The following is a 21,936-nucleotide window of genomic DNA, read 5'->3' as shown; positions in this document are numbered from 1 at the left end:
GAGCCTGATTCGGGCAGGTATCGAACCTCGTTGGTGATGGCCCGAAACAGCGGGAGACTAATCGGATGCACAGTGGTCAGAGGCAAACCCCGTCTACAATATGTTGACCAGGACTCTCCGAGGTGGATCGACGATGCGGCGCGTGGGGGGATCGAAGCTCACGGGCCAGTTCTCGTACAGGTCGGGGGTCATTGTGCGACCGCCAATCGGTGCGGCCCATGTTCGGCGACTGCGTCGGTGACCGCGGGGGCCCAGCGCAAGCCGTGTTCGCCGAACATCGGTGCGGTGAGGGTGTAGCGGCCTGTGCGCTGGGTGATTCCGCGTCCGTGGACGGTGGTCTCGAGTGTGATCGAGCCGATGCGGCCCCTGCCTTGCTCGATGCCGCCGTAGCCGACCGGCCGAGAGAAAATCGTCAGATCGAGACCAGGCATTCGACCGTCCGTGATCGCGAATACCCCTGCGTGAGTGCGGTTTCGGGCCAGCAGGGCACGTGCGCGGGTCGGTGGTACGTCGCGACCGTGGACGGTGCTGATGACCAGATCGATCCCATCGATGCAGATATTGGCGGCGTCGAGAGGGTCTGCTTGACCGGGGTCGATCAGGGCGATCTTCGACAAGTCCCCGCCGTGTTCGTGGACGGCGAGGAGCCCGAACTTGGGTTGACCGATCAGGGCGACGTGGTGGCCGGCCGCGGTGGCGGTGGCGACGAGTCCGACGAGAATCGATCCGGCACCGGTGATCGACAGGGCCGTTCCACGGGCCAGCGCGCCGCGTGGCAGCAGTTCCGACAGCGGCATGGGCACCGGCAGGGTTTTGAGGGTTCGTGAGCGCACGGGGCCGCTCAGGGCCCGCTCATCGCCGTCGGTCGCGGCGGCCTGCGCGTTCGGCTGCGAGGGGGCGAATGCGGGCGAGTCGTCGGAGTCGACTGGTGCGTGGTCGCGGCGTCCGGGGATCGCGGCCATGCTGCGGCGAAGAGCGGCGAGCTGTGCAGCCTTGTCCAGGTTGGTCAGGTCGGGGATCGTGTCGGCGATACCGGCCATGAGTGCGACCTTTCGCCGAACGGATCAGTGCCCTCAATCTATGCGAACATACGTTCGATGTCGAACTACCTGCGTGTGCCCGAAGCTGGCCCTGGTTCGCGAACCCTAGCGGCGTTCGCGAGGTGGTCGAGGGAGAGTTCGGGGTCGGCCGTCAGGTGGCGATGTTCGGCGAGCAGACGCCTGACGTGATCGAGGTCCGCGCGCACGGCCGGGTCGTCGGGGTCGTAGCCCTCGTCGATGATGGCGGCGCGTTCGTCTGGGTCCATGTCTAGTTCGACGCAGCAGCGCCGGGCGCGGTTCCCGTGTCGTAGATCAGGTCGTCAGAGCCGTCGTAACGGAGGCGCGCGAGTTCACCATTTCCTGATCCTGCTCGCCGTGGCGAGCCGGTCCCTGGCTAGATTCAGGGACCGGCGCGCCCCTGGTGTCTTTATGGCCGCTCATAAAATCCCGTGCGGGCGGCGGTCACGACGGATAGATCACTTTCATGGCGGCCAGCAAGCTCAGACTGTCCGAGTCCAGGTAGATGGACCAGTAGCTGTCGACGAGCGCGAAGTGGATTCCCAACCCCGAGCCGCCCCGAGCAAGAACCTGAAGGGTCTCGTCGTATCCGATGGTCAGTTCCGAGTTGTAGGTCCCTCCTGCAATCGCGTCGTACCTGTCCCGCAGATCGGTGACGACCATCGCCGGCCAAACCGGTACTGACCTTTTTCTCAGATCCTCTCGCAGTTGCTGGACCGTCGGCGAGTCGTCTGCGTTGTCTGCTGCGGCGATCAAATCCTCGCTTCGGACCTGCGGCTTTTCTATAGTTTGCACTGCTCCGGCACCGCGGTACACCCCATCCAGGTCCGCGCCGGAACGGAGGTCGTCGAAGCTCAGATTTGCGATAGACAAGTTGTTCTCGATTACCGCAAGCCTGCTCGGTACAACCCGAAAAGTAGCTGCCTCATCGTCCGGATCGGCACTTGTATCCACAACGAGCACTGGATGTTCCGGCTCGTCACATGCCCGCTGGTCGACTACGAAGAGATAGTCCGGCGGCGGAGATTCCACCAAGCCGACAATGCGTGACACCGACATGTCGGCAAACTCCGGGTCGTCGACCGTCGTCAGAAAGGCTTGAGCCTCATAACCACTGTCTTGCACGTGCGACGCCTGGGCATCTCGCGCAACCTGCGCCCAGGCACCGTCATCGCCGAAGTACGTACGGATGAGCAGGGATTGGCCCTCTGGCAGAGTTGGCATGGCACCGACTCTAGTCGTTCACAACCGTGAAACCGATGCAGTTGCGAGGGACCGAACATTCGATGCTCAGGTCAATTGTTGACGAGTTGGCTGGCTCGCTGAAATGTCACGCCGAGAAGCGATCCGATATCTCGGACGGGTACCTGAGCGGTGGCGAGCTTCTTCGCGAAGGCCTCGGTGCTGGCTTTGACGCGGGCTTCGTCCTCGGCCAGACGTGCTCGCTGTGTCGCGATCTCGGCGATGTGGACCGCGAGATCCTCTCCCCCGGGTTCGAGCTGGATGTGCTGCTCGATCTCGACATCGGCGAGGGCGACTCCGGTTTCGAGGGCGATGAGTTCTTTCGCTGCGGTGTGGACATCGTCGATGCGACGGGCTTGAGTGAGGGCGTCGAGTTCGGGGACGGCGATCATCCACCACTTGCCGTCTCGGGTCACCGACACCGTGTAAGTTTTGCTCACTGCTGTGCCTCCTTCATGGCTGCGAGGATCTTGCGGTAGACACCGGGCGAGATCGTCCGGTGCCCATCGGGCACAGTCACTTTGACTGCGCCGTCGGCCGAGACCCACGTGCTGTGCGATCCGACCGTGCGGACCGAGGTGAACCCGGCCGCTTTGAGGGCCTTGACCACTTTCCGCGTGGGCTGCTCGGTAACCATGACTTTAGTCTAGTCGATTGGACATTTTCTAGTCAAGTCGACTAGACGAAATAAGGTCGAGTAGCGGTGGCGTGGTCGACACGGGAGGAAGTGCCTATTACGCATTTCCTCATCTGGTGCATCTGCCTGCGGGTTCGGTCTGGTTAGAGTGGCAGTCGACAGCAATGTGTTTCCATTCGAGAGAGGCCGCATAGAACCGTGGCGAAAAAAATATTCACCCAATTGGTCGACGATATCGACGGCTCGGTCATCGACGACGAATCAGGCGAGACAATCGAATTCTCCGTCAACGGCGTCGACTACCTCGTAGACCTGAAGGCAAAGAACGCCAGCGAGTTTCACCGCAAGATCGGCTACTACATCGAGCACGCGACCCGCGTCGGCGGGCGTAAGCGTCGGCACTCCCCCACCTCCACGGCTCCATCTGCTGCACCCTCGAACAGCGGGGCCACACGTAATCCGGCTCAGACCAGAGCTGTCCGGCAGTGGGCCGCAGACAACGGTTACGAGATCAGCGATCGCGGCCGCATTCCCGCTGCTATCGAAGACGCATTCAACGCTGCACACTGATCATTACTTCAGGATCACCGCGCGAACTCGACGGTGTATCCGGCCTGACCGTCGATCGACAGGCTGTACTTGCACACCACCGAGCGTTGTCATGTTCGAGCCTTCCTTCCTTCGCAACTACGGATACGCCGTCATTTGCGGGCCCCGCTCCTGCAGACCCCCGCTTGAATGCCAGCAGACGAAACGAGGTGAAGTTCACCGATCAGTCAGCCGCGGGCTTGGGGAACCTGGGAACAAACTCCCGCCGGAATCGGCGCAGCCTCTTCACAAATGTCGAGATGAGAATAAACGCAACAAAGACGGCGACCATGACACCGGTGACGATCTGCAGCCAATCCGCGGCACCACAAATGGTCGCAATCACCACTGCAATCACGCCACTGATCATGGAGTTCACGACTCCGACGATGACGGCGGATCCGCCGAACAGATGAAGGACTCCGATGCGCCGTCCGAAACCGTATGTCTGGAGGAGACTGGCCCAATCATCGTGATACCCGGTGACGAAGTACGGCTCGAGGCCAGGCAACAGATCTAGGTACGCGTGCCGCAGACGGTTCATACCAATGACTAACCAAAGATCTTCGAGGTCAGCTTCTAGCAACCTCGTGTACGTCGACAACCCAACTAACAAAACCAGCGGTAGAACGAGCGAGGCAATGACTCTGAAATTCTGCCCGAATCCAGTTGCCTGGACCATCAACGAAAGGGCAACGACGGATGCCGAGACAATCGCCAGGAACGTTCCCGTGCGACTGAAGATTTCCTGCCAGAGTGCCCCCCGAGCGGCGAGAAGGCTCCAGTGCTCGACGCCGAGGATCTGGGCGTTCAAGGCGTCGGGGCCCCTATCCGCAACTGGTCGAGGCTCAGGAAAAGGTGGCGTAGCCGGGTTCTTCATGTCGTCCTAACAGGTCGAATCGAAGGCCAGCTTCCTGCCCGGCTCAGTGCGGCAACCGTGCGATCGCGGGCAAGGGTCGCTGGGCAATGTCATGAGGTTACGCCGCCGCGCAGTGACCTACCGGCTTCCGGCCCGCAGATCTTCGAGGCGATGCAGACAGTACAGAAACTTGGTGCCACGAAGCCGAACATAACAGAATTTGGACTTGACGGTCCACAAAAAGCTGGCACAGTAGCTTCCGCGTGCAGGCAGTCGAAGAGTCGTTCACTGCGGACGAGAGCGCACCGGAAGGACTGCAACGATGAGCGATGAGCGGCCAGAGGAAACAGGCCGACGGTCACCGGAAACCGTCACCCCCGCTGAGACTGCCGGTATTCACGGCCACGAGATGTCCGGGCACTCCGGTCATGCCGTCGGCCGAGAGATGTTCGCGTGTCCGCACTGCGGGCACCAACTCAGCATGTTCAGGGAGTCGCGGTCCAGCCCCGGAGACAAGGCTGCGGCGTGGGTGGCCGGCGTCGCCGGATCCTGGCCCTTCCTGCTGATCATGTTGCTGTCCATCTTTGCGTGGTTCGTGATCAACGCCATCCGGCCGATCTTCGATCCGGAGTCGTCAGCCATGCTCGACTATCTGGGAACGGTTCTGGCGATCATTGCTGCCTTGCAAGGACCGCTGATCCTGCTTTCTCAACGCCGCGAGTCCGATCGTGACCGCGCGCGAGACATCGAGACCTTCGTGATTTCACAGAACACCGAGGCCGACCTGCACTCGATCGGTTCCGCGGTCACCACCGCCCTCGAACAATGGGAACGAGATCGAGCCTTACATGCTTCGGTCGAGCCTGAACGCACTTGTGAAGGTGATGACTGCAAATAGGAGACGGACAGTTGCCCTTCCGGATCAATGGCCAACGAGCCGCCGGTCCCTCCGGAGACGGCCCGGCAGGATCTGGCCGACGGCTTCGACGCGTGGCAGCGCCACTTCTCCGACGGTCTGCAGCGAATGCAGCGCTCCGGTGAACTGAGGCAGGAGGCCGATACCGACGACCCGGCGACGTGCCTGTTTGCATCGACTCGAGTCACGAACTGCCGCCGAATCGTTCGGTACGGATCCGCGCTGCATCGTGGCCGAGGTCGACAAGCCACCCGGTGACGGCTTCCACGAACGGCGATGGCCCGCAAACGAATACGCGCGGAGACCGTGATGCGGCGAACGTCCGCTCGGCGATCGTATTCCGGGTCAACCGCCCGCCCTCCTGGAATCCAGGTGCGGACTGTCGGGTGTGCACGATGTCGACGGTAGTTCGTGTCAACCCTACGAGCTCGTCGGCGAACATCTCGTCTCGCGGACTGCGGACCGAGTACAACAACCGACAGTCGGAGCTGTCCGCCTCGCGTTCGCGTGCGGACGCAATCGCGAACAACGGCACGACTCCGGATCCGCCCGCGATGAGCTGGATAGGAGAGCGGTCGGTATCGGAGCGGGACCAGACGAAAAAGCGTCCGAGAGGTCCTTGCACCTCGACATCCTCACCCTCCGCGAGGTGACGTACGAGAAACGGTGACACCTCGCCCGTGGGCAGTTCCTGGACCATCAGAACCACGCGAGTTGACTCACCCGAGGACGCAAGAGAGTAGGACCGAGACGCCTGGTATCCGTCCGGTGCCGTGAGCCGGACATCCACATGAGCTCCGGCGTCGTTACCGGGCCACGTCGGCACATCCAATTCGAGGCGCACGGCCGATGGATTCTCGAAACGCCGACTGATCACCCGCCCGAGATGCCACTGGACGCCGCTCGAGGTTGTCACGAGTAGCGCTCTTCCCGCCATGGGTCGCCCCGAAGGTGGTAGCCGTTCTGTTCCCAGAACCCCGGTTCGTCCGAGGGCAACATCTCCATTCCGAGAACCCACTTCGCGCTCTTCCAGAAGTAGAGGTGGGGCACCAGGAGTCGGGCCGGACCGCCATGTTCGGGTGTGAGTGGTTCTCCTTCCGCCTCGGTGGCTATCCAGGCCTGCCCATCGAGGAGATCTTCGAGCGGCAGGTTCGTGGTGTAACCGCCGGAGCTATGAACCATCACGTAGTCGCAGCTGGTCTCGACATCGTCGAACAACAGGTCCAACGAAACACCCCGCCAGGCCATGTCCAGCTTGGTCCAGTGAGTGACGCAGTGAATATCGGTGACGATGTTCTCGACGCCCACCTTCTGCAGCTCATGCCAGTTCCACCGGTGTGCGACTTTGTCCTCGGTCGTGATCGTAAAGCTCCATTGGCTCTCGTCGATTGCCGGCGTCGGTTCTATCGAGAGCACCGGCCAGTCGTGGGCGAGGGTCTGCCCGGGGGGCAGTCGAGCGTCGGTGGACCTTCGCTGATTTCCGAAACCACTGTTGATAACTCCCACGACTGCACCTTTCCTCGGGCATTCACTACCGCGGCCTACGCGAACGGAACCGAAAACTGTTTCATATCACCGAGCGTCGAGTTGGACCGGAAGTCTGGAGTCGTGCTCCGACAGCCGTGTCGGGGAACGGTTGAGCTCCTCGGCGAACGCCCTCGGCGCGGGTCCTCGCGCAGCTCACGGTCCCCTTCCTGTTTAAGTACCCAAATATGGACTTTGGGGTCCAGTTTTGTGACTGGAATATATCGGAAAACCTAGGACTTTCGCGGCGAATATTGCTTTTCCAACGGGTTTCTCACTTTCGATCCAGCCTGGAGCTTACGGCAGATAGCCAGGAATATCTGGACCCATAGGTCCGTTAAACGATACGATGGCGCGGCCGCCGCGCCATTCGCAAGGAGGAGCCCACGTGATGACGAACGACTACCGCAAGACTCCTGAGTCGGTCAGCCGCCTCAACGACATGCAACTTCGGGTGACGCAGCAGGGCGGGACCGAGCCGGCGTTCCGCAACGAGTACTGGGACCACCACGAACCGGGCATCTACGTCGACATCGTCTCGGGTCAGCCGCTGTTCTCGTCCACCGCCAAATACGACAGCGGCACAGGATGGCCCAGTTTCACCGCCCCCATCGACGCCGCCGCCGTTACGACCGAGGTGGATCGGACATACGGGATGAGCCGCACAGAGGTGCGCTCGGCAGGTGCCGACAGCCACCTCGGGCACGTGTTCCCTGACGGACCGAAACCCGGCGGCCAGAGGTACTGCATGAACTCGGCCGCAATGCGCTTCGTACCCGCTTCCAGGCTGGTCGAAGAAGGGTACGGCGACTTCGCCACGTTGTTCGACACCGACCAAAATTCCTCGAACGGAGCGGCCTCATGACCAACGAGATCAACAACACCGAGACGATCACGAGCGGCGCGACAGCGGAAACGGCCGTCCTGGCCGGCGGGTGCTTCTGGGGGATGCAGGACCTGATCCGCCGTCATCCCGGGGTACTCGGGACCCGCGTCGGATACACCGGCGGACATAACGAGCATCCGACGTATCGCAACCACCCGGGCCACGCCGAAGCCATCGAGATCGTGTTCGCCCCCTCAGAGACGACCTATCGCGACATCCTGGCGCTCTTCTTCCAGATCCACGATCCCACCACGCTGAACCGACAGCGAGGCGACCGCGGCACCAGCTACCGGTCCGCGATCTTCCCCGTCACACCGGAACAGGAGCGGATCGCCCGCGACACGATCGCCGATGTGGACGCGTCGGGTTTGTGGCCAGGTAAGGCGGTCACCACGATCGAGCCGATCGGCCCTTTCTGGGAGGCTGAGCCCGAGCATCAGGATTACCTGCAGAAATATCCGAACGGCTACACCTGCCACTTCCCCCGCGATGGTTGGGTGCTGCCTGATCGGAGTTCGTCGGGCGCGGGAGCGTAGCGGTCGTCCGGTCGGGCGCGGGCCATCTTTCGGCCCGGCCCGGCCGCGAAGCCCTGATCTCGACACCGGTGTAGTTAGCCTGGGGAGATGACCGACAGCGTTAGCGGCTCTCGCCCGCGCCGCTTGACCACGCGCGGTGCCGCAACGAAGGCACGAATCGTCGATGCGGCCGATCAGTTGATGTACGAGCGCGGTGTTGCTTCCACGACCCTGGCCGACGTCCGGGCCGCGAGCGAAACCTCGAAGTCACAGCTCTACCAGCACTTCGCCGGAAAGCGCGCACTTGTGTTGGCAGTCGTCGAGGTCCGCGCCGACGCAGTGCTGTCACAACAGCGCCGTCGTCTCGAGAGGATCGAGTCATTTCGCGGACTCGAACTGTGGCGTGACTGTCAGTTTCAGAAGACGGCTGCACGATGTCAGAAGTGCACTGCAGTGCAACTCCGAGTTCTCGAGCACACGTCCGGCCTTATCCAGTGAGCGCTGCGATCCCTGACTGGATAGCGCATTGATGGTGAAATTTCCCATCAAGTTTTACTGGCCGTCGGTGAGCTGCGGGTCTAGCGCCGCGGCCGGCCATGGACGGCTGTTGTCGCGCGAAGTGCTCGATCGGACACTTGCGGCATGGGCGGCGAGAAAGTTGTCGACGATTTGGATGCAGTCGTCGGCGTGGATGTGGCGCAGTCCTGTGAGGCGAGCGAACACTATCGGTCCGAGGAGCTGAATGAGGGCGAAGGTGGTGTCGATCTCGCCGAGCACAGCGCGAGCGTCAGGCGCCGTCAGGATCTGATCCAGGGACCTGCGGTATTGCTCTATGACACGGGCCCGAAGCGAGACCACCGCGCCAGGATCGAGATCGCGCCGGCTGGCGTCGCCGCTGTTGACGGGCCCCATTGCCAGCCAGGCCAGCGTGGTCATCTGCACCGGAGCTTGGTCGATGAGGTCGGCTTGGGTGGTGAGCAACGAAATCAGACGTTCACGTAGCGGACCGGTATCGATATCGGTGTCGACTGGGGGTAATAGTCGCTCGAAGGTTGCAGCGAGCAGGTCAGTGGTACTTCCGAAATGTCGGTACAGAGTGGCACGTGCAACCTTCGACATGCGGGTGACCGCCTCCACGGTGACCGCCTCCACACCGCCGGTGGACAGCAGCTGACCGGCCGCTTCGAGTAACCGGTTACGTGAGCGCGCCAGCCGGGGGTCGGCCGAGCCCTCGGTTGCAACGAGAGGGTCGACCATGAACGGGCTCCGCTCCATTTGACTGACAAGACATGTCCTCGATTGATCATTCTGTCACACCCGCAGAGTTGTGATACTAATAGTCTCGAACCGAGACGATCAGTCTCGAACTGGGAGGCTGGCCGTTGAACGAACGTAGATCCGACTCTGCCAGCGTCGCTCGATGGAGCGGTGCCCAGTGGTGGATGTTGATTGTGTCGTGCATGGCAGTCGCGTTGGTGGTGGCCGCAATGGCAGCATTGTATTCAGCGTTGCCCCAGATCGCGGTCGCGACAGGGGCGACGCAAGCCCAACTGACCTGGATAGTCGACGGTTATACGTTGGTTTTGGCGTGCTTCGTTCTGCCTGCCGGTGCGATCGGTGACCGGTACGGTCGCCGGGGGGTGCTCGTGGCGGGGTTGGCGTTGTTCGCTTTCGCGTCGGCATTGCCCTTGTTTCTCGCCGACCCGGCGTGGCTGATCGCTGCTCGCGCGTTGGCTGGGGCGGGTGCGGCGCTGGTCATGCCCTCGACGCTGTCGATACTGACCGCGGGATTTCCACCGGCGCATCGCGGCCGCGCTGTAGGTGTGTGGGCCGGGGTTGCTGGATCCGGGGCGGTCCTGGGCATCCTCGGGGCTGGTGTGCTGCTCGAGCAGTGGTCGTGGACCTCGGTGTTCGTCGGGTTGACCGTCGCCGGAGCGGTTCTGGCCGGGTTGGCATGCAGTATCGCGGAGTCCCGCCAGCAGGAGCATCCACCGGTCGATTGGGTGGGCGCGGTGACCGTAGTTGTCGCGGTCGGGGCGATCGTCTTCGCTGTGATCGAGGTTCCGGCCCGTGGCTGGTCGGATTCGCTCGTCGCCATCAGCACTGCGGTGGGCTTGTTTGCGGTTGCGGTGTTCGTCGTCGTAGAACTACGTTCCTCGGCACCCCTACTCGATGTCCGGTTGTTCGCCCGCCGTGGTTTCGGTGCCGGCGCGCTGTCTGTCTGTATCCAATTTCTGGTGACCTTCGGGGTGTTCTTGCTGTTGGTGCAGTATCTGCAGTTGATTCTCGGTTATGGACCGCTCACCGCCGCGTTGGCGTTGACCCCTATGGTCGTGCCGCTCATCGTGATCTCGGTGATTGCACCCTGGCTGTCGAACATTGTTGGGCTGCGGGTGATGACCACTGTAGGTCTGCTCACCATCGCGGCGGGACTGGTGATGGTGAGCAGACTGACCGTCGCGGCGACTTACCCTGACCTGCTGTGGCCCTTGCTCATCATGAGTGCGGGTTTGGGGTTGTGTACCGCCCCTGCGACTTTCGCCATCGTCTCGGACACTCCTGAGGCCAAGCACGGGGTGGCTGCCGCGGTCAACGACGCAGCTCGCGAAATCGGTGCCGCGATTGGGATTGCGGTAGCCGGTAGCGTGCTCGCGGCCGGTTACGTTCAGCACATTCAGCCGGCTCTGCCCCAGCTACCCGAGCCTGCCCGTGGTCCGGTGGCCGATTCTCTGGCCGCCGCGTTACAGGTCGCCGACCGCGCAGGACCAGCTGGTCAGCCGCTGGCCGAGTTCGCCAGAGCCGCATTCGTACACGGAAGTGGTCAGGCGACACTGTCGTTGGCGGCGCTGACCGCCGCTGGGGCACTCGTCCTCGCCGTCTTTGCGCCAGGTAGACGCAGCCGTACGACAGCCACCGCGGGTGATGGACGTCGGTGAAGGTCGGCCAGGGTGTCTATTCTTCGGTGTGATTCGTGTCCGTGGCCCGGAGTTGGGCTCGGGCTTGGGACTGCATGAAGTGTTCGACCTCGACCACCACGAACAGGGCAGTAGCGGTGGCTACCGAGCGGCCCTGCGCATCGTCCATCGTGGCCGTGAGATCCAGTTTGCGCCCATCACGAGACCGAACGGCAGCACGCAATACGTATGGAGTGCCGAGCAGAACCGGCGCCAGGTAGTCGAGCTCGAGACGCCGCGTCACGGCGAGCTCACCCACTGTGTAGAGCAGGAAGCCGAACAGATCGTCGAGAACGGTCGCCACCGCGCCTCCGTGTGCTATCCCGGGTGCCCCGACATGACGTTGATCGAACACATGGTGAGCCACCACGCCGTTCTCGTCACGCTGGACCGACAGGGCGTGGCCGTGCGGGTTCTGCGGCCCACAACCAAGACAGTCGGGGTGGTGGGGCGGTAGATCAGGCGAGTCGAAACTCGTGCTCCAGAACGAGCGCGCCCAGTTCTCGACAGCCGGGCCGGCCGACCCGCTGACCTCGTCCGGAACTCTTTTCATGGTCGGACCTCTCTGTCGTGAAAAAAAATTGTGCCGAGTCTGTCGCGTCATCGTGCGCTCGGCCTGCACCGCTGTTAGTTTCGATAGATAAACTGCACTATGTCAGAAGTGAACCGCGCGTTGAAAACGTCGGCGAGGTTGCAGATGAGGGTCATCCACCCCGCAGCCCAGTGGCTGGCGTCGTGATCTGATCGGCCCAGGGATTCGGACACTAGACCCGCTTGGAATAGGGATCTACAAGCATGAGCAGATCGCGTCGATCTTTCAGCACCGAGTTCAAAGACGAACTGTGCCGAGAGGTCATCGACTCTTCCAAGCCGATCAGTGAGGTCGCCAGGGCGTACGGTGTCGGCGACGACAGCTGCAGCACAGTGCGATGCGCCCCGTGTACCGCGCGCCATCGAACGACGGTGGGCATCATCTCGTGATGGCGGACAGCGAGCGTGAAGCAGACTCCAGGGACTCCACCAGGATCAGCTCGAGTTCCGACAGTCTGGCAGCCGACACGGCCACCGCAGCTGCGCGTGTTCGTACATCGAGACCGCGTTGTGTTCCGGCGCGGGCAGTTTCGGTCCAGGCCTGGGCGCAGTGATCGGCGGCCACCGCGAGGTCTGCGGTAGCGGGATCACCGGTCAGACGTGCAATCTCGGTACAGCCGTCGGCGAGAAGCCGACGAAAGAGCCCGCCTCCGGTTCCGGCCTTTTCGATGAAGATACCGAGACTGAACAGCAGCGTCTCGAGGTCATCGGGCGGAAGGTCGACCCAGCTCTTGACGTCGGTTGCCAGCTGGTCGACCGCGGCCAAACCGTCGGCACCGGCTGCTGGTATGTGGTCGGCTATTCCCGGTGTCGATGGGGCGTGCATGCTGGCGGCGGATCGGGCGAAGGCCGCGGCCGCGGCAGTCGACACGGGCGGCAGTGTCTGCGGCCACGTGATTCGGTACGTGCAGTGACGTGTCGGTTGCGGGAACGAGGTGGAAGATCGCGCCCGAGCCAGCGCGTCGAGCGGGATCTTCTGCACGTCGGCCCGATCGTTGTCGACGACCGAGGCAGTCCCCCCGATCTCGTCGTAGCCGATCACCACGATGTCGTGGCGACTCATCTGCAGTTTCACCCGTAAGTAGGGCAGCTCAGCGATATCGGCCCAGACCAGACTGGGTCTTCCCGCATCGATGTCGTCGCGAACCCATGACCATCCCTCACCGGGATCGTCGGTCGTGAGAACCTCGACTTGTCCGCCGAGCCTGCGCGGTAAGTCGATCTCGAAGTCGGCACCGCGGCCGACCAGGTACATCGGTGGGACCAGGTCGTCCGATCGCAGGTAGGACAAACCGAGATCACCACCCAGTGCGAACACCAACCCCTCGTCGGGTGGTCCGTCCCATCCCAGACCGTGCCACTGGAGAAGGTCTCGCATTGCACCTGACCCGCAGTGCCCTCCCATCCGGTGGGGATAGTTCTCGATCAGAGTCGTGGGGGTCACTGTGGCTGCCTTTCGGGTGGTTGGTCGAGCGCGCGTGTCGGCATGCTCAGCTGTTCTGGATTCTGTCGAGATACGTTCGGCGAGCAGTCATGTCGACGTCCGCGAGGAACACCGAATCTGTGTTCAGGGCCGCACCCAGTCCGGTCGCCAGCCGCCGGGGGACGAATTTCACCGCCGCGACCATTGCGCCTGCGAGACGGGTGACGCGGACGAAGGGGCGTGGATTCTCGATCAGATCTGCTGTCGCGCGGGCGATTTCCTCCGGCTCGGCGTTGCGTAATCCCTTTGCGCCGGCGGTTCCGGCGACGAGTTCGGTGTTGGTGAACGTCGGGCGGACTGTGGACAGTCGAACCCCTGACTTGCGGTACTCCAGTCGTGCGGCCTCTGTGAATCCGATGACTGCGAACTTGGTAGCGCAGTAGGTCGCCAAACCAGGTACCGCGAGCTCGCCGGCCAATGACGCAGTGTTGATGATGTGTCCGGTGCGGCGCGGCAGCATGCGCTGAAGAGCCAGTTTGGTCCCGAAGATGACACCCAGGACGTTGATCTCGACTTGACGCCGGGTTACTGCATCGTCCTCTTCGTGGGCGTGGCCGGTAGGCATGATGCCCGCGTTGTTGATCAGGATGTCGAGGGGTCCGAGTTCACGTTCGACCAGGTCCAGAAACGTTGTGAACGAGTCAGGTTCGGTGACGTCGAGTCGGGTGACGACCTTCACCCCGAGTTCGGCGGCGGCCTCCTTCGCACGTGCCTCGTCGATGTCGCCGATGGCGACCCGGTGGCCTCGTCGAATCAACTCCTTCGCTGTCTGATAGCCGATGCCGCGAGCTCCACCTGTGATCGCCACGGTCCTGGCGGGGGTGTGAGGTGCGTTGTTTGTCATCTGCTGCGCTCCTTGCATAGATGAGAGACATCGGTAGACGCCTGTCGGCCCGCTCTCGCGGTAGCGGCTGCGCACACGGGAGAGGGATATGGGTATCGCGCGTCGTCTCGTGCCCGGGGAGGCGTTCGGATCGGTCGTTCATCGCCCGCAGCCGCAATTCCAGCGGCAGAGCGAGTCTCGTCTGTTCGGTGCAACTTCCGGTGTCGGCCTTACCACGGCCGCGGCGACGAGACAGTCATGTGGCACAGCTCTGCCAGCAGGTATCGGCTCACCCGATTCGAAGGTGTCCGAGGCGGTCCGAGTGTTCACGATCGCGATTGTTCGCGGAGAGAGCTCCGACCGATCGGCAGTCGGCCGCGATACGGGGTTCGGCGCGTATGTTCTCACCGCTTGTGTTCATCGAGACTCCCGCGGAAGGTTTCGATCCCCGGGAGTTTCGTCCGGCCGGGTGCGGCCGGTGAAAACATCATCGAGTGGGTGAGCGCCCGTGAAGATCGTGGGGCCGTAGGCGTGCCGAAGCACCGTCAAGATCGCGTTCAAGGGTAGGTCGTCGAAGACTCCTCGCTCGCGGACATACTCCATGTGCTGGGCTCCGTCTGCGGTGAAGGCATGCATGAGAGCATCGCGATCGCCGTCGAATTCCACTGGCGGCACGCCGAAACGAGCGCACAACTCGACATTGAATGCCGGCGTGGCCTTCAACCACCGGCCCTCGATGTAGAGGCGACTGTAGCCGTGGTAGACGAACAGGTCGGTGCCGCCCATCAGCGTGCGCAACGTCTCGGTCTGCAGGTGATTTCGGACGTCGGCGAAGCCGAGCAGTGCTGGGATACCCGCCGCCCGGCACACTGCGGTCAACAGCACCGCCTTCGGGACGCAGTAAGCGCGCCCGGCCTCGAGGACGAAGCTCGCTCGATAGTGGGCCGGATCGTCCGACACGGTGTATGGGTCGTACCAGATTCGGTCGCGGACGGCGGCGAAGAGGCGTCTGGCCTTGTCACGGTCGCTGCTCGCATCTCCGATTGCCGCGGCGGTGAACGCCCGCACGGATTCGTGCTCGATGTCGAGGAAGTCCGTTGCTCCCAGGTATGCGTGTGGTGGCTGCGTAGTATGTGCTCCGGGCGGGCGGTCTGTCATGGTCATCGCTGATGTTCCCTTCTCTGAGCAAACCGGTTGCTGTTGTGTGCACAACGACCGAAGGATCGGTCAGTTGCGCGCGAGTCCGCCGAGCATCAGGTCTTCGCGTTGGACGGGGAGTCGCTGGGCGATCACCCGTTTGCTGTACATGAACTCGCGCGGGCGACCTATGCAGTCGGCGGCAATGAGCTCACCGGCCTGGAGATAGAAGCAACTGAAATCACTGTCGCGGGTGGGGTCACCGCTGAGAACCACTTCGTCGTATCCAGTGTTGAGGCCGGCGATCTGCAGCTTGAAGTGATACTGATCCGACCAGAACCACGGCAACGCTTCGATTTTTCTGGACTTCCCGCAGGCGGTCGACGCAGCGACTTTGGCCTGCTCTCCTGCGCTCGAGACGGACTCCAACCGTAGTCGACGGCCGTAACGGGCCATGTCGTGGCTCGCGCAGTCCCCCGCCGCCATGATGTCGGGGTCGTTGGTCCGAGTGTGATCGTCGATCACGATGCCGTTGTCGATGACAAGACCCGCATCGGCGGCGAGGTCGGTGTTCGGCTCGACGCCGACACCGACGATGACCAGATCTGCGGGGATCGATTCTCCGCTGGCCAAGGTGATTTCACGAACCTCACGGTCACCGGACAGGCCCTGAACCATCGCGTTCGTTCTGATGTCGACTCCCTGTTCGCGATGTATCCGCTCGAAGAACGTCGATACCTCGGGAGCAGTGACCCGCTCGAGCACACGCCCAGTTGCCTCGAGGACTGTGACCTGTACGCCCAGTGCGCGCAGCGATGCCGCTGTCTCGAGTCCGATGTAGCCGCCTCCGACGATCACCACCCGCTGGCCAGGGCCGGTGGCCATACGTATCCTCTCGACGTCCGCTGCGGTGCGCAGGTAGTAGACCCCGTGGAGATCGGCCCCGGGAACGGTGAGCCGACGAGGGCGGGCTCCCGTGCACAGCGCGAGCTTGTCGTAGGCCAGCTTCTCCCCGGTGTCGAGAACGACGTTGCCTTCCGACCGAACGATGGTCTCCACCTGCGCGTTCAGGAGCTGAATACCTTGCTTGGAGTAGAAGTCCGTGCTGCGAATGGCGATATCGTCGAGTACGCATTTGCCCGCCAGGTATGCCTTCGACAGCGGGGGGCGTTGATAGGGAGCGGCAGACTCGTTACCGATGAGGACGATGTCGCCTGTCCAACCTTCTTGGCGCAAACTAGCTGCCAGTTGTGCCCCAGCATGGCTTGCGCCGACGATGATCGCCCGTTGCGATGTCATACGCTGGAAGTAGGCGTCAGGCGCACCATCATCTTGCTGATGCCCCGCACGAAATTCGACTGAACATACTCGGGGTCGCCGACGACCTCGATGTTCTCGAAGCGGGGAAGCAACTCCTCCCACAGAATCCGCAGCTGCATTTCGGCCAGCCGATTGCCCATACACCGGTGCACACCGAATCCGAACGCGATGTGATTGCGCGCATTGGCACGATCGATGATGAAATCATCAGGATTCTCGAAAACGCGTTCGTCGCGGTTACCCGAGGCATACCACATCACCAATTTGTCACCCTTGCGGATGAATTGTCCGTTCAGAACGGTGTCGGCTTTGGCGATTCGGCGCATGTACGCCAAGGGTGTTTGCCATCGGATGATTTCCGAGTTCATGTTGGGGATCAAATCGGGATTGGCCTTCAATTTCTCGAACTGGTCGGGGAATTGGTTCAACGCAAGAACGCCACCGCTCATCGAGTTTCGCGTGGTGTCGTTGCCACCGACGATCAGCAGGACGAGGTTGCCCAGAAATTCCATCGGACGATCGATCAGATCCTTGGTGTCCTCGTTGCTCTGCAACATGGTGATCAGATCGAAACCGGACTCTTCCCCTGCAGACCTCCTGGCTGCTTTGTCATGCCAGAGAGCGCTGAGGCCACGGGCCATGTCACGCATGCCTTCGAACACCTCGTCGTTGTCCGAGGGCCCACCGTTGGCTTGCTCCATCGAGGTTGCCAAATCGGACCAGTAGACGAGTTTGCGGCGTTGTTCGTAGGGGAAATCCAGAAGAGTTGCGAGCATCCGAGCTGTCAACTCGATCGAGACATTCTGCACCCAGTCGAACGGCTCGTTCAAGGGGAGGTCGTCCAATACCTCCCGTACGCGCGATCGGATCAGTCCCTCCATCTCCCGGAGGTTCTTCGGTGCGACAACCCCCTGGACGGCAGCGCGCTGCTTGTCGTGGTGTGGTGGGTCCATCGCGATGAACATCTCGATATCGAGAAACCGGGGCGGAACGCCGATGACGATGAACGGTTCGGCCGAGAACACAGCGTGATTCTTGTCGACGGCCACGATATCGGCATGGCGCGTGACCGACCAGAACGGGCCGAACGGACTATTGGGTTGGTAGTGCACCGGTGCCTCGTTCCGCACGCGCTCGAAGTACGACTGCCACCGCCCTTGTCTGTAAAGAAAGGGGTTACTGAGGTCGATGTCGGCGAGCTCGACATCCTCGACCGGTGGGATGGGACTTTCGACGAAGATCTTCTTGCCATTCGTGCCAGTCACCCACCGTCGGGTCTTGTCGTACAAATGAGCGCCCTGGATCTGCAGCCCTATCGGGATGGTCGACTGGACCTTGTCGGCGATCGACTCAGAAACTTTCATGCTGTCGTGCCTGCCTTTCGCACATCACAATTGGAATTCAGGTGTTCGAACGATCAGGCCATCCCACGCTTCCGAGGCCACCATCTGGCACGACAACCGAGACGTGGGTTCACGCTCGGGGTTCATCGCCAGCATCTCCTCCTCGTCGGCGCCGGACAGACCCACCTCTCCTGACCACTGCGGGTCGACGATCACATGGCAGGTGCCACAGGCCGTTTCGCCCCCACAGTCTCCATCGATCCCCGGCACAGCATTGTCGGTTGCAATCTGCATCAGCGAGCGACCTTCGACCAGAGCCGCCTCGTGCTTCTCACCATCGTGGGCGACGAAAATTACAGCTGCCATGTCAACTCCTCGTTTTCCGGCGTGATTGACGAAAGTGTCGTCGCAAACGCGGGTGACGGCTATGTTCGGTGGAGTCATAAACTTGTGAATTCGGGTCAAAGGGGTCACCGTGAAGCTGAGCGACGAGGGCGTGCCACCGCTTGCGTTCGTTCAGTTGCTCGAACGCCGCGCACTCGACCCTGACGCCGCCGCGCGGCTTCGTGTGATCATGCACCGCGAAGGAACCAGTGAAGCGACGCTCATTCAGCATGACGTTCAGGCACCGATACGGTGGTTTCGGGAGGTCTATCCCGAACTCGATATCGCCCAGGCCACTCGACTCGGATTTGCGTTTGCCGAGCAGGCCCAGTTGACATCGTTCGGGCCTCTGAGTTCACCTTTGATCAGCGCTGGTTCGGTCGCCGAGATCGTCGATCTCCTGACATACCTACCATTGATCTCCACGGCGTTGAAGTCGCAGTTCCACACCGGCGACTACGGTCTGATCGTCGGGCTCACTGCGCACACAGGCGATTCCGCACTGGACTGCTTGGTCATCACCTACGGTGGGTCGGCGTTACTACGACTGCTGGACATGCTCGCCGGTGACATATCGCCGGTGACACTCCATCTGAGCTGGCCGGAGCCGGCCGAGGTGAGCCACGACGAAGGTCCGGGGGCGAATCGCCGGTTCTTCGACGCTCCGATTTCCTTCGTCCACGTACCCGAGGAGACCCTCAACAAGGCTTGTCGCTTCTCGGACCCCCTCGCATATCGTCTCGCTATCGCTGATCTGCAGCGAACACTCGCCCAGCGGAGTGGGTCCATGTCATCCGCCGAGAAGGTGAGGCAACAGTTGGAAAAGGACCTCGGACAGCGAACCAACCATGATGTTGCACAAGCATTGTCGATGTCGAGTAGCACGTTGAAACGGCGGCTTGCCGAAGAAGGAACCACCTATAGCAAGGTGCGCCACTCGCTGCTGTACGAGCGCGCGATGCTACGGCTCCTCGACCGATCGGTTTCGGTCAGCGAGATCGCTACCGAACTCGGATACAGCGACCTCGCCAACTTCTCTCACGCCTTCAAACGCTGGACCGGACGCTCTCCGAAAGATTTCCGAAATCCCCGACTCTCAGACGACCCGGATTCGACGTAGACCCCGCAGAACGGGGTCGAGATCGATGCCTCGTTCGTTCGCGGCCTGATCGATCTTCATCTCGGAGATTTCTGAGACGTCACCGCCTCCCTGCCGTGAGAAGAAGAGTGTGTGCAAACCCGAGTACCAACCACTAGTCACTCGACGGTGTCGGCCGGCACGCGTGCGGTCTCCGATTCGAGAAAGTCGACGAGAGCTTCCAACAGGCTGTCCGCGCGGGTTTCGACATCGGCCAGGACAGAGTCCACGTCGTCGAGAAGACCGTGGGCGTGTCTACGCGCAAGCGTTCCGCGTTCGTAGTAGCCGGGGTCGAGTAGAACCCGCGGTACTGGATCCGGTGCCGCGATCTGCTCCGGATGTTGTGACCGCGCAGTGGGCTGCAGGTGGGTGGGTGCCCTTCCGTCCCAGTGCATTCGCACGATGCCCGCTACCGCACGGGCGGTCAGCGGGGTCGCAGCCAACGGGGTGTGGCCCCACCGGTCGATCGCAGTCGACAGCGGATGTTGACCGGCCGGGTCGAAATACCGGTCGTATCCGCCGAGCCCGGTGCCGTCCACGGCATCGAAAGCGTCGGCGAGCATTCGGGTGCTCGGATACCGGGCCTGATGGCCGAGCACCTCACACCAGCGCTGGTACACCGTGCGCGGAGAAATGCCCGTCCCCGCCAGCGCGAGGGAGGTGAGGGTATGAACGCCGCGGCCTGTCTCGATGCGAAGGGCGTCGAGACCCGCATCGGCGGTGACATCGCATGCCCGCAGGGCCGCGATCTGCGTGTACGGCAGACCTGTCGTAGCGAGCGTGAGGATCAGCGCGTCTCTGCGCGCGAACAACGCTGACGGCCAACCGTATTCGGGGAGTCGGGCGATGATTCCGCCGATCACGGCTGCCACCTCCTGCAGGCGCGACGTGCGGGCCCCATCCAGCGCAGCCCGGACGGTCTCAGCGCGCCCTGGAGGAGGTAATAGATGCCGATGATGAGCGGAGTCGATCACCGCGATCCGGCGGCGTTGGGTCGTCGGCGCGGCGGGGTGCGCATACAGGAACCGAGCAAGTGACTCAGGAGAGGCCGCCAATGGGGGTTCGCCATGGGCGGTGCACCAGTCCTCGAACAGTGACCACGTGTGCCGATCCCGCCTCGGTATCGACGTGTTCGTGATGTCCGATGCACGTATCGGACAAGGGCGGTCGTCGTGGTCAGCATCTACCCCTGTCGTCCCGTCGCCGCTCACTGGTTCGGTCGGGTGCCTGGTCATAGGCCGAGCTCGGTGACGGCGTTGCCGACCAGTGGCGCATTCTCGTGAGCGTATGTTTCGACCATTGCGGGTGTGGTGTGCCCGGTTTGGCGCATGATCGCATGCGCGTCGGCACCGTTGCGGAAGGCCTGCGTGACGAAGCCGGAACGGAGGGAATGCCCGCCGAGCTGGGCGACGGTGTCGGGGCCGTATCCAGCTCGAGTAGCGCGGCGGCGGATCGCCGCGTGCACCGCGGCTCCGGACAGGGCTGTGTCGGAGAGGTTGCCGTTCTTGCGGACGGACCGAAACAGAGGGGACCGTTTCTCGACTACAGGAAGGGTGCCGCGGCAGATATGGGAGTCGAATTCCACTGCGCGGGAAAGTATTCGGATGACAGCAACTCTGCCGCCGGTGTCGAACGCTGCGACGATCTGCAGCCATCGCACCCACGCGCAGACCGGACATGACTCGTGGCGGTCGGTGAACGGGAGTGCTTTCACGGTTCCGGTGCCGTCCTGGTCGGTCTTCGATTTGCGGATACGTACGTGCGCGCCGTCGAGGCGGTCGCGGTGGACATCGCGGCATTCGAGCGCTACGAGTTCGCTGCGGCGGAATGCGCCGGTGTAGCCCATCAGGAGCAGCGCAGTGTCGCGGCGTTCGAGGACCTCCGACGCCCACCCGGCCCCACCTCGACGCGCGTAATCGACGATCGTAGTGATGTCGGAGGTCAGCAGCGGTGCGCGCGGGTTACGGGGCCGCTCCCCCGCAGACGCGTAATCCCGCCGAATACCCGAGAGAGTGGCGCGCACCATCTCGTGCCCGCACGGGTTGTCGTAGCCGGTAGCGCGGTGGCGGTCCGCGACCGCCGCGATCCATTTGCCGAACGTCGACGGCGCATACGCCCGCGTCCCGTCGACGGTGAGCGTGTCGGCAGCCGCAACGAGATAGGCCGCCACCGTAGCGGGATGCGCCGGCAACGCGTGGTGCCCGGCGACGGTGCACCAGGTCTCGAAGCGTCGCCACGCCGAATCGTAGGCGCGGCGGGTAGCACCGGACCGTGCCGACGCCATCGACCGTTCGATCCGAGCGGCGACCTCGCCCGACAGGTCCGGAAACACCTCCGCACTCCTCACCGGGACGACTGAATCCGTGTCCAGGACCTCACCTAGCTGCCGATCTGCCATGACAGGGACTGTAGCGAGCACCCCCGACAGCTCTTTCGAGTTGAAACGCGCTGAGCAGGGATTTAGACGAAGACGGTGCGGGAAGGAAAATTCTCGTCGGTCACCGCACAGATAACGTTGGTGACTATGACCCGGGCGCG

At 62.6% G+C, this 21,936-nt stretch carries 26 protein-coding genes and 1 pseudogene; 9 read left to right on the top strand and 18 right to left on the bottom strand.

The features are described 5' to 3' along the window. Positions 1–188: 188 nt before the first annotated feature. The 5 genes from CH305_RS28305 to CH305_RS28285 all read right to left on the bottom strand — a co-directional run bounded on the left by CH305_RS28305 (position 189) and on the right by CH305_RS28285 (position 2,937). Positions 189–1,040, bottom strand: coding sequence for a hypothetical protein (locus tag CH305_RS28305; protein WP_094622985.1), 852 nt, complete (start codon positions 1,038–1,040; stop codon positions 189–191). 65 nt (positions 1,041–1,105) lie between these two features. Next, a complete protein-coding gene (locus tag CH305_RS28825; protein ID WP_094724361.1) occupies positions 1,106–1,306 on the bottom strand; it encodes a hypothetical protein in 201 nt (66 codons plus the stop codon). 196 nt (positions 1,307–1,502) lie between these two features. Continuing rightward, positions 1,503–2,282, bottom strand: a complete 780-nt coding sequence (locus CH305_RS28295) for a hypothetical protein (protein ID WP_052056699.1) — start codon at positions 2,280–2,282, stop codon at positions 1,503–1,505. Between the two features lie 71 nt (positions 2,283–2,353). Then, positions 2,354–2,740 (bottom strand): hypothetical protein, encoded by a 387-nt coding sequence (locus CH305_RS28290; protein ID WP_032385459.1) that lies wholly within the window; start codon positions 2,738–2,740, stop codon positions 2,354–2,356. After that, positions 2,737–2,937: a type II toxin-antitoxin system HicA family toxin gene (locus CH305_RS28285; protein WP_008720157.1), complete on the bottom strand. Its 201-nt coding sequence runs from the start codon at positions 2,935–2,937 to the stop codon at positions 2,737–2,739. The genes CH305_RS28290 and CH305_RS28285 overlap by 4 nt, the downstream gene beginning before the upstream one ends. 198 nt (positions 2,938–3,135) lie before the next feature. Here CH305_RS28285 and CH305_RS28280 point away from each other — a divergent pair, with 198 nt between their 5' ends. Then, positions 3,136–3,507 carry an Lsr2 family protein gene (locus CH305_RS28280; protein WP_032385460.1) on the top strand — a complete coding sequence of 124 codons (372 nt, stop codon included), beginning with the start codon at positions 3,136–3,138 and terminating at the stop codon, positions 3,505–3,507. 202 nt (positions 3,508–3,709) lie between these two features. On the opposite strand, the gene CH305_RS28275 is transcribed toward CH305_RS28280, so the two are convergent. Then, positions 3,710–4,339: a hypothetical protein gene (locus tag CH305_RS28275; protein ID WP_052056700.1), complete on the bottom strand. Its 630-nt coding sequence runs from the start codon at positions 4,337–4,339 to the stop codon at positions 3,710–3,712. Positions 4,340–4,706: 367 nt separating this feature from the next. On the opposite strand from CH305_RS28275, the gene CH305_RS28270 reads away from it, so the two are divergent. Then, entirely contained in the window at positions 4,707–5,282 is a 576-nt protein-coding gene (locus tag CH305_RS28270; RefSeq protein ID WP_080731821.1) for a DUF1003 domain-containing protein, read from the top strand. Between the two features lie 27 nt (positions 5,283–5,309). Beyond that, the gene (locus tag CH305_RS29795) at positions 5,310–5,558 is read left to right on the top strand and encodes a hypothetical protein (protein WP_371828738.1); all 249 of its coding nucleotides are present in this window, start codon (positions 5,310–5,312) and stop codon (positions 5,556–5,558) included. Here CH305_RS29795 and CH305_RS28260 read toward each other — a convergent pair. Both CH305_RS28260 and CH305_RS28255 read right to left on the bottom strand, forming a co-directional pair. Beyond that, entirely contained in the window at positions 5,485–6,216 is a 732-nt protein-coding gene (locus tag CH305_RS28260; RefSeq protein ID WP_170949168.1) for an FAD-binding oxidoreductase, read from the bottom strand. The two genes, CH305_RS29795 and CH305_RS28260, sit on opposite strands and share 74 nt — an antisense overlap. Beyond that, on the bottom strand, positions 6,213–6,806 hold the full coding sequence (locus CH305_RS28255; protein WP_032385462.1) for a molybdopterin-dependent oxidoreductase: 594 nt from the start codon (positions 6,804–6,806) through the stop codon (positions 6,213–6,215). Before CH305_RS28255 ends, CH305_RS28260 begins: the two co-directional genes overlap by 4 nt. A 409-nt stretch (positions 6,807–7,215) precedes the next feature. On the opposite strand from CH305_RS28255, the gene msrB reads away from it, so the two are divergent. The 3 genes from msrB (at position 7,216) to CH305_RS28240 (ending at position 8,723) form a co-directional block, all read left to right on the top strand. Beyond that, positions 7,216–7,689, top strand: a complete 474-nt coding sequence (msrB, locus tag CH305_RS28250) for a peptide-methionine (R)-S-oxide reductase MsrB (protein WP_032385463.1) — start codon at positions 7,216–7,218, stop codon at positions 7,687–7,689. Beyond that, positions 7,686–8,246: a peptide-methionine (S)-S-oxide reductase MsrA gene (gene msrA, locus CH305_RS28245; protein WP_032385464.1), complete on the top strand. Its 561-nt coding sequence runs from the start codon at positions 7,686–7,688 to the stop codon at positions 8,244–8,246. Before msrB ends, msrA begins: the two co-directional genes overlap by 4 nt. An 87-nt stretch (positions 8,247–8,333) precedes the next feature. Further along, positions 8,334–8,723, top strand: coding sequence for a TetR/AcrR family transcriptional regulator (locus CH305_RS28240; protein WP_179272030.1), 390 nt, complete (start codon positions 8,334–8,336; stop codon positions 8,721–8,723). A gap of 54 nt (positions 8,724–8,777) precedes the next feature. Here CH305_RS28240 and CH305_RS28235 read toward each other — a convergent pair whose 3' ends face one another. After that, positions 8,778–9,482 carry a TetR/AcrR family transcriptional regulator gene (locus CH305_RS28235; protein WP_032364248.1) on the bottom strand — a complete coding sequence of 235 codons (705 nt, stop codon included), beginning with the start codon at positions 9,480–9,482 and terminating at the stop codon, positions 8,778–8,780. 203 nt (positions 9,483–9,685) lie between these two features. Here CH305_RS28235 and CH305_RS28230 point away from each other — a divergent pair, with 203 nt between their 5' ends. Then, entirely contained in the window at positions 9,686–11,161 is a 1,476-nt protein-coding gene (locus CH305_RS28230) for an MFS transporter (RefSeq protein WP_371128951.1), read from the top strand. Between the two features lie 16 nt (positions 11,162–11,177). On the opposite strand, the gene CH305_RS28225 is transcribed toward CH305_RS28230, so the two are convergent. Then, positions 11,178–11,732 (bottom strand): PaaI family thioesterase, encoded by a 555-nt coding sequence (locus CH305_RS28225; RefSeq protein WP_032364186.1) that lies wholly within the window; start codon positions 11,730–11,732, stop codon positions 11,178–11,180. Between the two features lie 242 nt (positions 11,733–11,974). Between CH305_RS28225 and CH305_RS29650 the strand changes: the two are divergent. Beyond that, positions 11,975–12,094 (top strand): annotated as a pseudogene (locus CH305_RS29650) (transposase); the annotation flags it as partial. Between the two features lie 55 nt (positions 12,095–12,149). On the opposite strand, the gene CH305_RS28215 reads toward CH305_RS29650, so the two are convergent. The 6 genes from CH305_RS28215 to CH305_RS28190 form a co-directional block, all read right to left on the bottom strand. Next, positions 12,150–13,214 carry a BtrH N-terminal domain-containing protein gene (locus CH305_RS28215; protein ID WP_032382558.1) on the bottom strand — a complete coding sequence of 355 codons (1,065 nt, stop codon included), beginning with the start codon at positions 13,212–13,214 and terminating at the stop codon, positions 12,150–12,152. Positions 13,215–13,260: 46 nt separating this feature from the next. Then, positions 13,261–14,097, bottom strand: a complete 837-nt coding sequence (locus tag CH305_RS28210) for an SDR family oxidoreductase (RefSeq protein ID WP_032364247.1) — start codon at positions 14,095–14,097, stop codon at positions 13,261–13,263. A 396-nt stretch (positions 14,098–14,493) separates the two neighbouring features. Next, the gene (locus tag CH305_RS28205; RefSeq protein ID WP_032370982.1) at positions 14,494–15,234 is read right to left on the bottom strand and encodes a transglutaminase family protein; all 741 of its coding nucleotides are present in this window, start codon (positions 15,232–15,234) and stop codon (positions 14,494–14,496) included. A 69-nt stretch (positions 15,235–15,303) separates the two neighbouring features. Further along, positions 15,304–16,512, bottom strand: coding sequence for an NAD(P)/FAD-dependent oxidoreductase (locus tag CH305_RS28200; protein WP_032370840.1), 1,209 nt, complete (start codon positions 16,510–16,512; stop codon positions 15,304–15,306). After that, positions 16,509–17,897 (bottom strand): cytochrome P450, encoded by a 1,389-nt coding sequence (locus tag CH305_RS28195; protein WP_032364182.1) that lies wholly within the window; start codon positions 17,895–17,897, stop codon positions 16,509–16,511. Before CH305_RS28195 ends, CH305_RS28200 begins: the two co-directional genes overlap by 4 nt. A gap of 24 nt (positions 17,898–17,921) precedes the next feature. Next, a complete protein-coding gene (locus CH305_RS28190; RefSeq protein WP_024793405.1) occupies positions 17,922–18,242 on the bottom strand; it encodes a 2Fe-2S iron-sulfur cluster-binding protein in 321 nt (106 codons plus the stop codon). Between the two features lie 109 nt (positions 18,243–18,351). On the opposite strand from CH305_RS28190, the gene CH305_RS28185 reads away from it, so the two are divergent. Further along, positions 18,352–19,380, top strand: coding sequence for an AraC family transcriptional regulator (locus CH305_RS28185; protein ID WP_052047647.1), 1,029 nt, complete (start codon positions 18,352–18,354; stop codon positions 19,378–19,380). Between the two features lie 137 nt (positions 19,381–19,517). Here the strand turns inward: CH305_RS28185 and CH305_RS28180 are convergent, their stop codons facing one another. Both CH305_RS28180 and CH305_RS28175 read right to left on the bottom strand, forming a co-directional pair. After that, positions 19,518–20,261: a recombinase gene (locus CH305_RS28180; protein WP_230591063.1), complete on the bottom strand. Its 744-nt coding sequence runs from the start codon at positions 20,259–20,261 to the stop codon at positions 19,518–19,520. A gap of 368 nt (positions 20,262–20,629) precedes the next feature. Next, on the bottom strand, positions 20,630–21,796 hold the full coding sequence (locus CH305_RS28175) for a site-specific integrase (RefSeq protein WP_032364181.1): 1,167 nt from the start codon (positions 21,794–21,796) through the stop codon (positions 20,630–20,632). Positions 21,797–21,936 lie beyond the last annotated feature (140 nt).

It is taken from the genome of Rhodococcus sp. 15-649-2-2, assembly GCF_002258645.1.
Classification (GTDB): domain Bacteria; phylum Actinomycetota; class Actinomycetes; order Mycobacteriales; family Mycobacteriaceae; genus Rhodococcoides.
Note: the sequence above shows the minus strand (reverse complement) of the source record. Positions and strands in the feature narration are given on the sequence as shown.

Excerpts from the sequence above, each read along its gene's own strand:
- CH305_RS28210 (WP_032364247.1), bottom strand. The coding sequence starts at position 14,097 with ATGACAAACAACGCACCTCACACCCCCGCCAGGACCGTGGCGATCACA.
- CH305_RS28225 (WP_032364186.1), bottom strand. The coding sequence starts at position 11,732 with ATGAAAAGAGTTCCGGACGAGGTCAGCGGGTCGGCCGGCCCGGCTGTC.
- CH305_RS28295 (WP_052056699.1), bottom strand. The coding sequence starts at position 2,282 with ATGCCAACTCTGCCAGAGGGCCAATCCCTGCTCATCCGTACGTACTTC.
- CH305_RS28195 (WP_032364182.1), bottom strand. The coding sequence starts at position 17,897 with ATGAAAGTTTCTGAGTCGATCGCCGACAAGGTCCAGTCGACCATCCCG.
- CH305_RS28285 (WP_008720157.1), bottom strand. The coding sequence starts at position 2,937 with ATGGTTACCGAGCAGCCCACGCGGAAAGTGGTCAAGGCCCTCAAAGCG.
- CH305_RS28190 (WP_024793405.1), bottom strand. The coding sequence starts at position 18,242 with ATGGCAGCTGTAATTTTCGTCGCCCACGATGGTGAGAAGCACGAGGCG.
- msrB (WP_032385463.1), top strand. The coding sequence starts at position 7,216 with ATGACGAACGACTACCGCAAGACTCCTGAGTCGGTCAGCCGCCTCAAC.
- CH305_RS28200 (WP_032370840.1), bottom strand. The coding sequence starts at position 16,512 with ATGACATCGCAACGGGCGATCATCGTCGGCGCAAGCCATGCTGGGGCA.
- CH305_RS28205 (WP_032370982.1), bottom strand. The coding sequence starts at position 15,234 with ATGACAGACCGCCCGCCCGGAGCACATACTACGCAGCCACCACACGCA.
- CH305_RS29795 (WP_371828738.1), top strand. The coding sequence starts at position 5,310 with ATGGCCAACGAGCCGCCGGTCCCTCCGGAGACGGCCCGGCAGGATCTG.
- msrA (WP_032385464.1), top strand. The coding sequence starts at position 7,686 with ATGACCAACGAGATCAACAACACCGAGACGATCACGAGCGGCGCGACA.
- CH305_RS28825 (WP_094724361.1), bottom strand. The coding sequence starts at position 1,306 with ATGGACCCAGACGAACGCGCCGCCATCATCGACGAGGGCTACGACCCC.
- CH305_RS28230 (WP_371128951.1), top strand. The coding sequence starts at position 9,686 with ATGGCAGTCGCGTTGGTGGTGGCCGCAATGGCAGCATTGTATTCAGCG.
- CH305_RS28305 (WP_094622985.1), bottom strand. The coding sequence starts at position 1,040 with ATGGCCGGTATCGCCGACACGATCCCCGACCTGACCAACCTGGACAAG.
- CH305_RS28235 (WP_032364248.1), bottom strand. The coding sequence starts at position 9,482 with ATGGTCGACCCTCTCGTTGCAACCGAGGGCTCGGCCGACCCCCGGCTG.
- CH305_RS28270 (WP_080731821.1), top strand. The coding sequence starts at position 4,707 with ATGAGCGATGAGCGGCCAGAGGAAACAGGCCGACGGTCACCGGAAACC.
- CH305_RS28175 (WP_032364181.1), bottom strand. The coding sequence starts at position 21,796 with ATGGCAGATCGGCAGCTAGGTGAGGTCCTGGACACGGATTCAGTCGTC.
- CH305_RS28240 (WP_179272030.1), top strand. The coding sequence starts at position 8,334 with ATGACCGACAGCGTTAGCGGCTCTCGCCCGCGCCGCTTGACCACGCGC.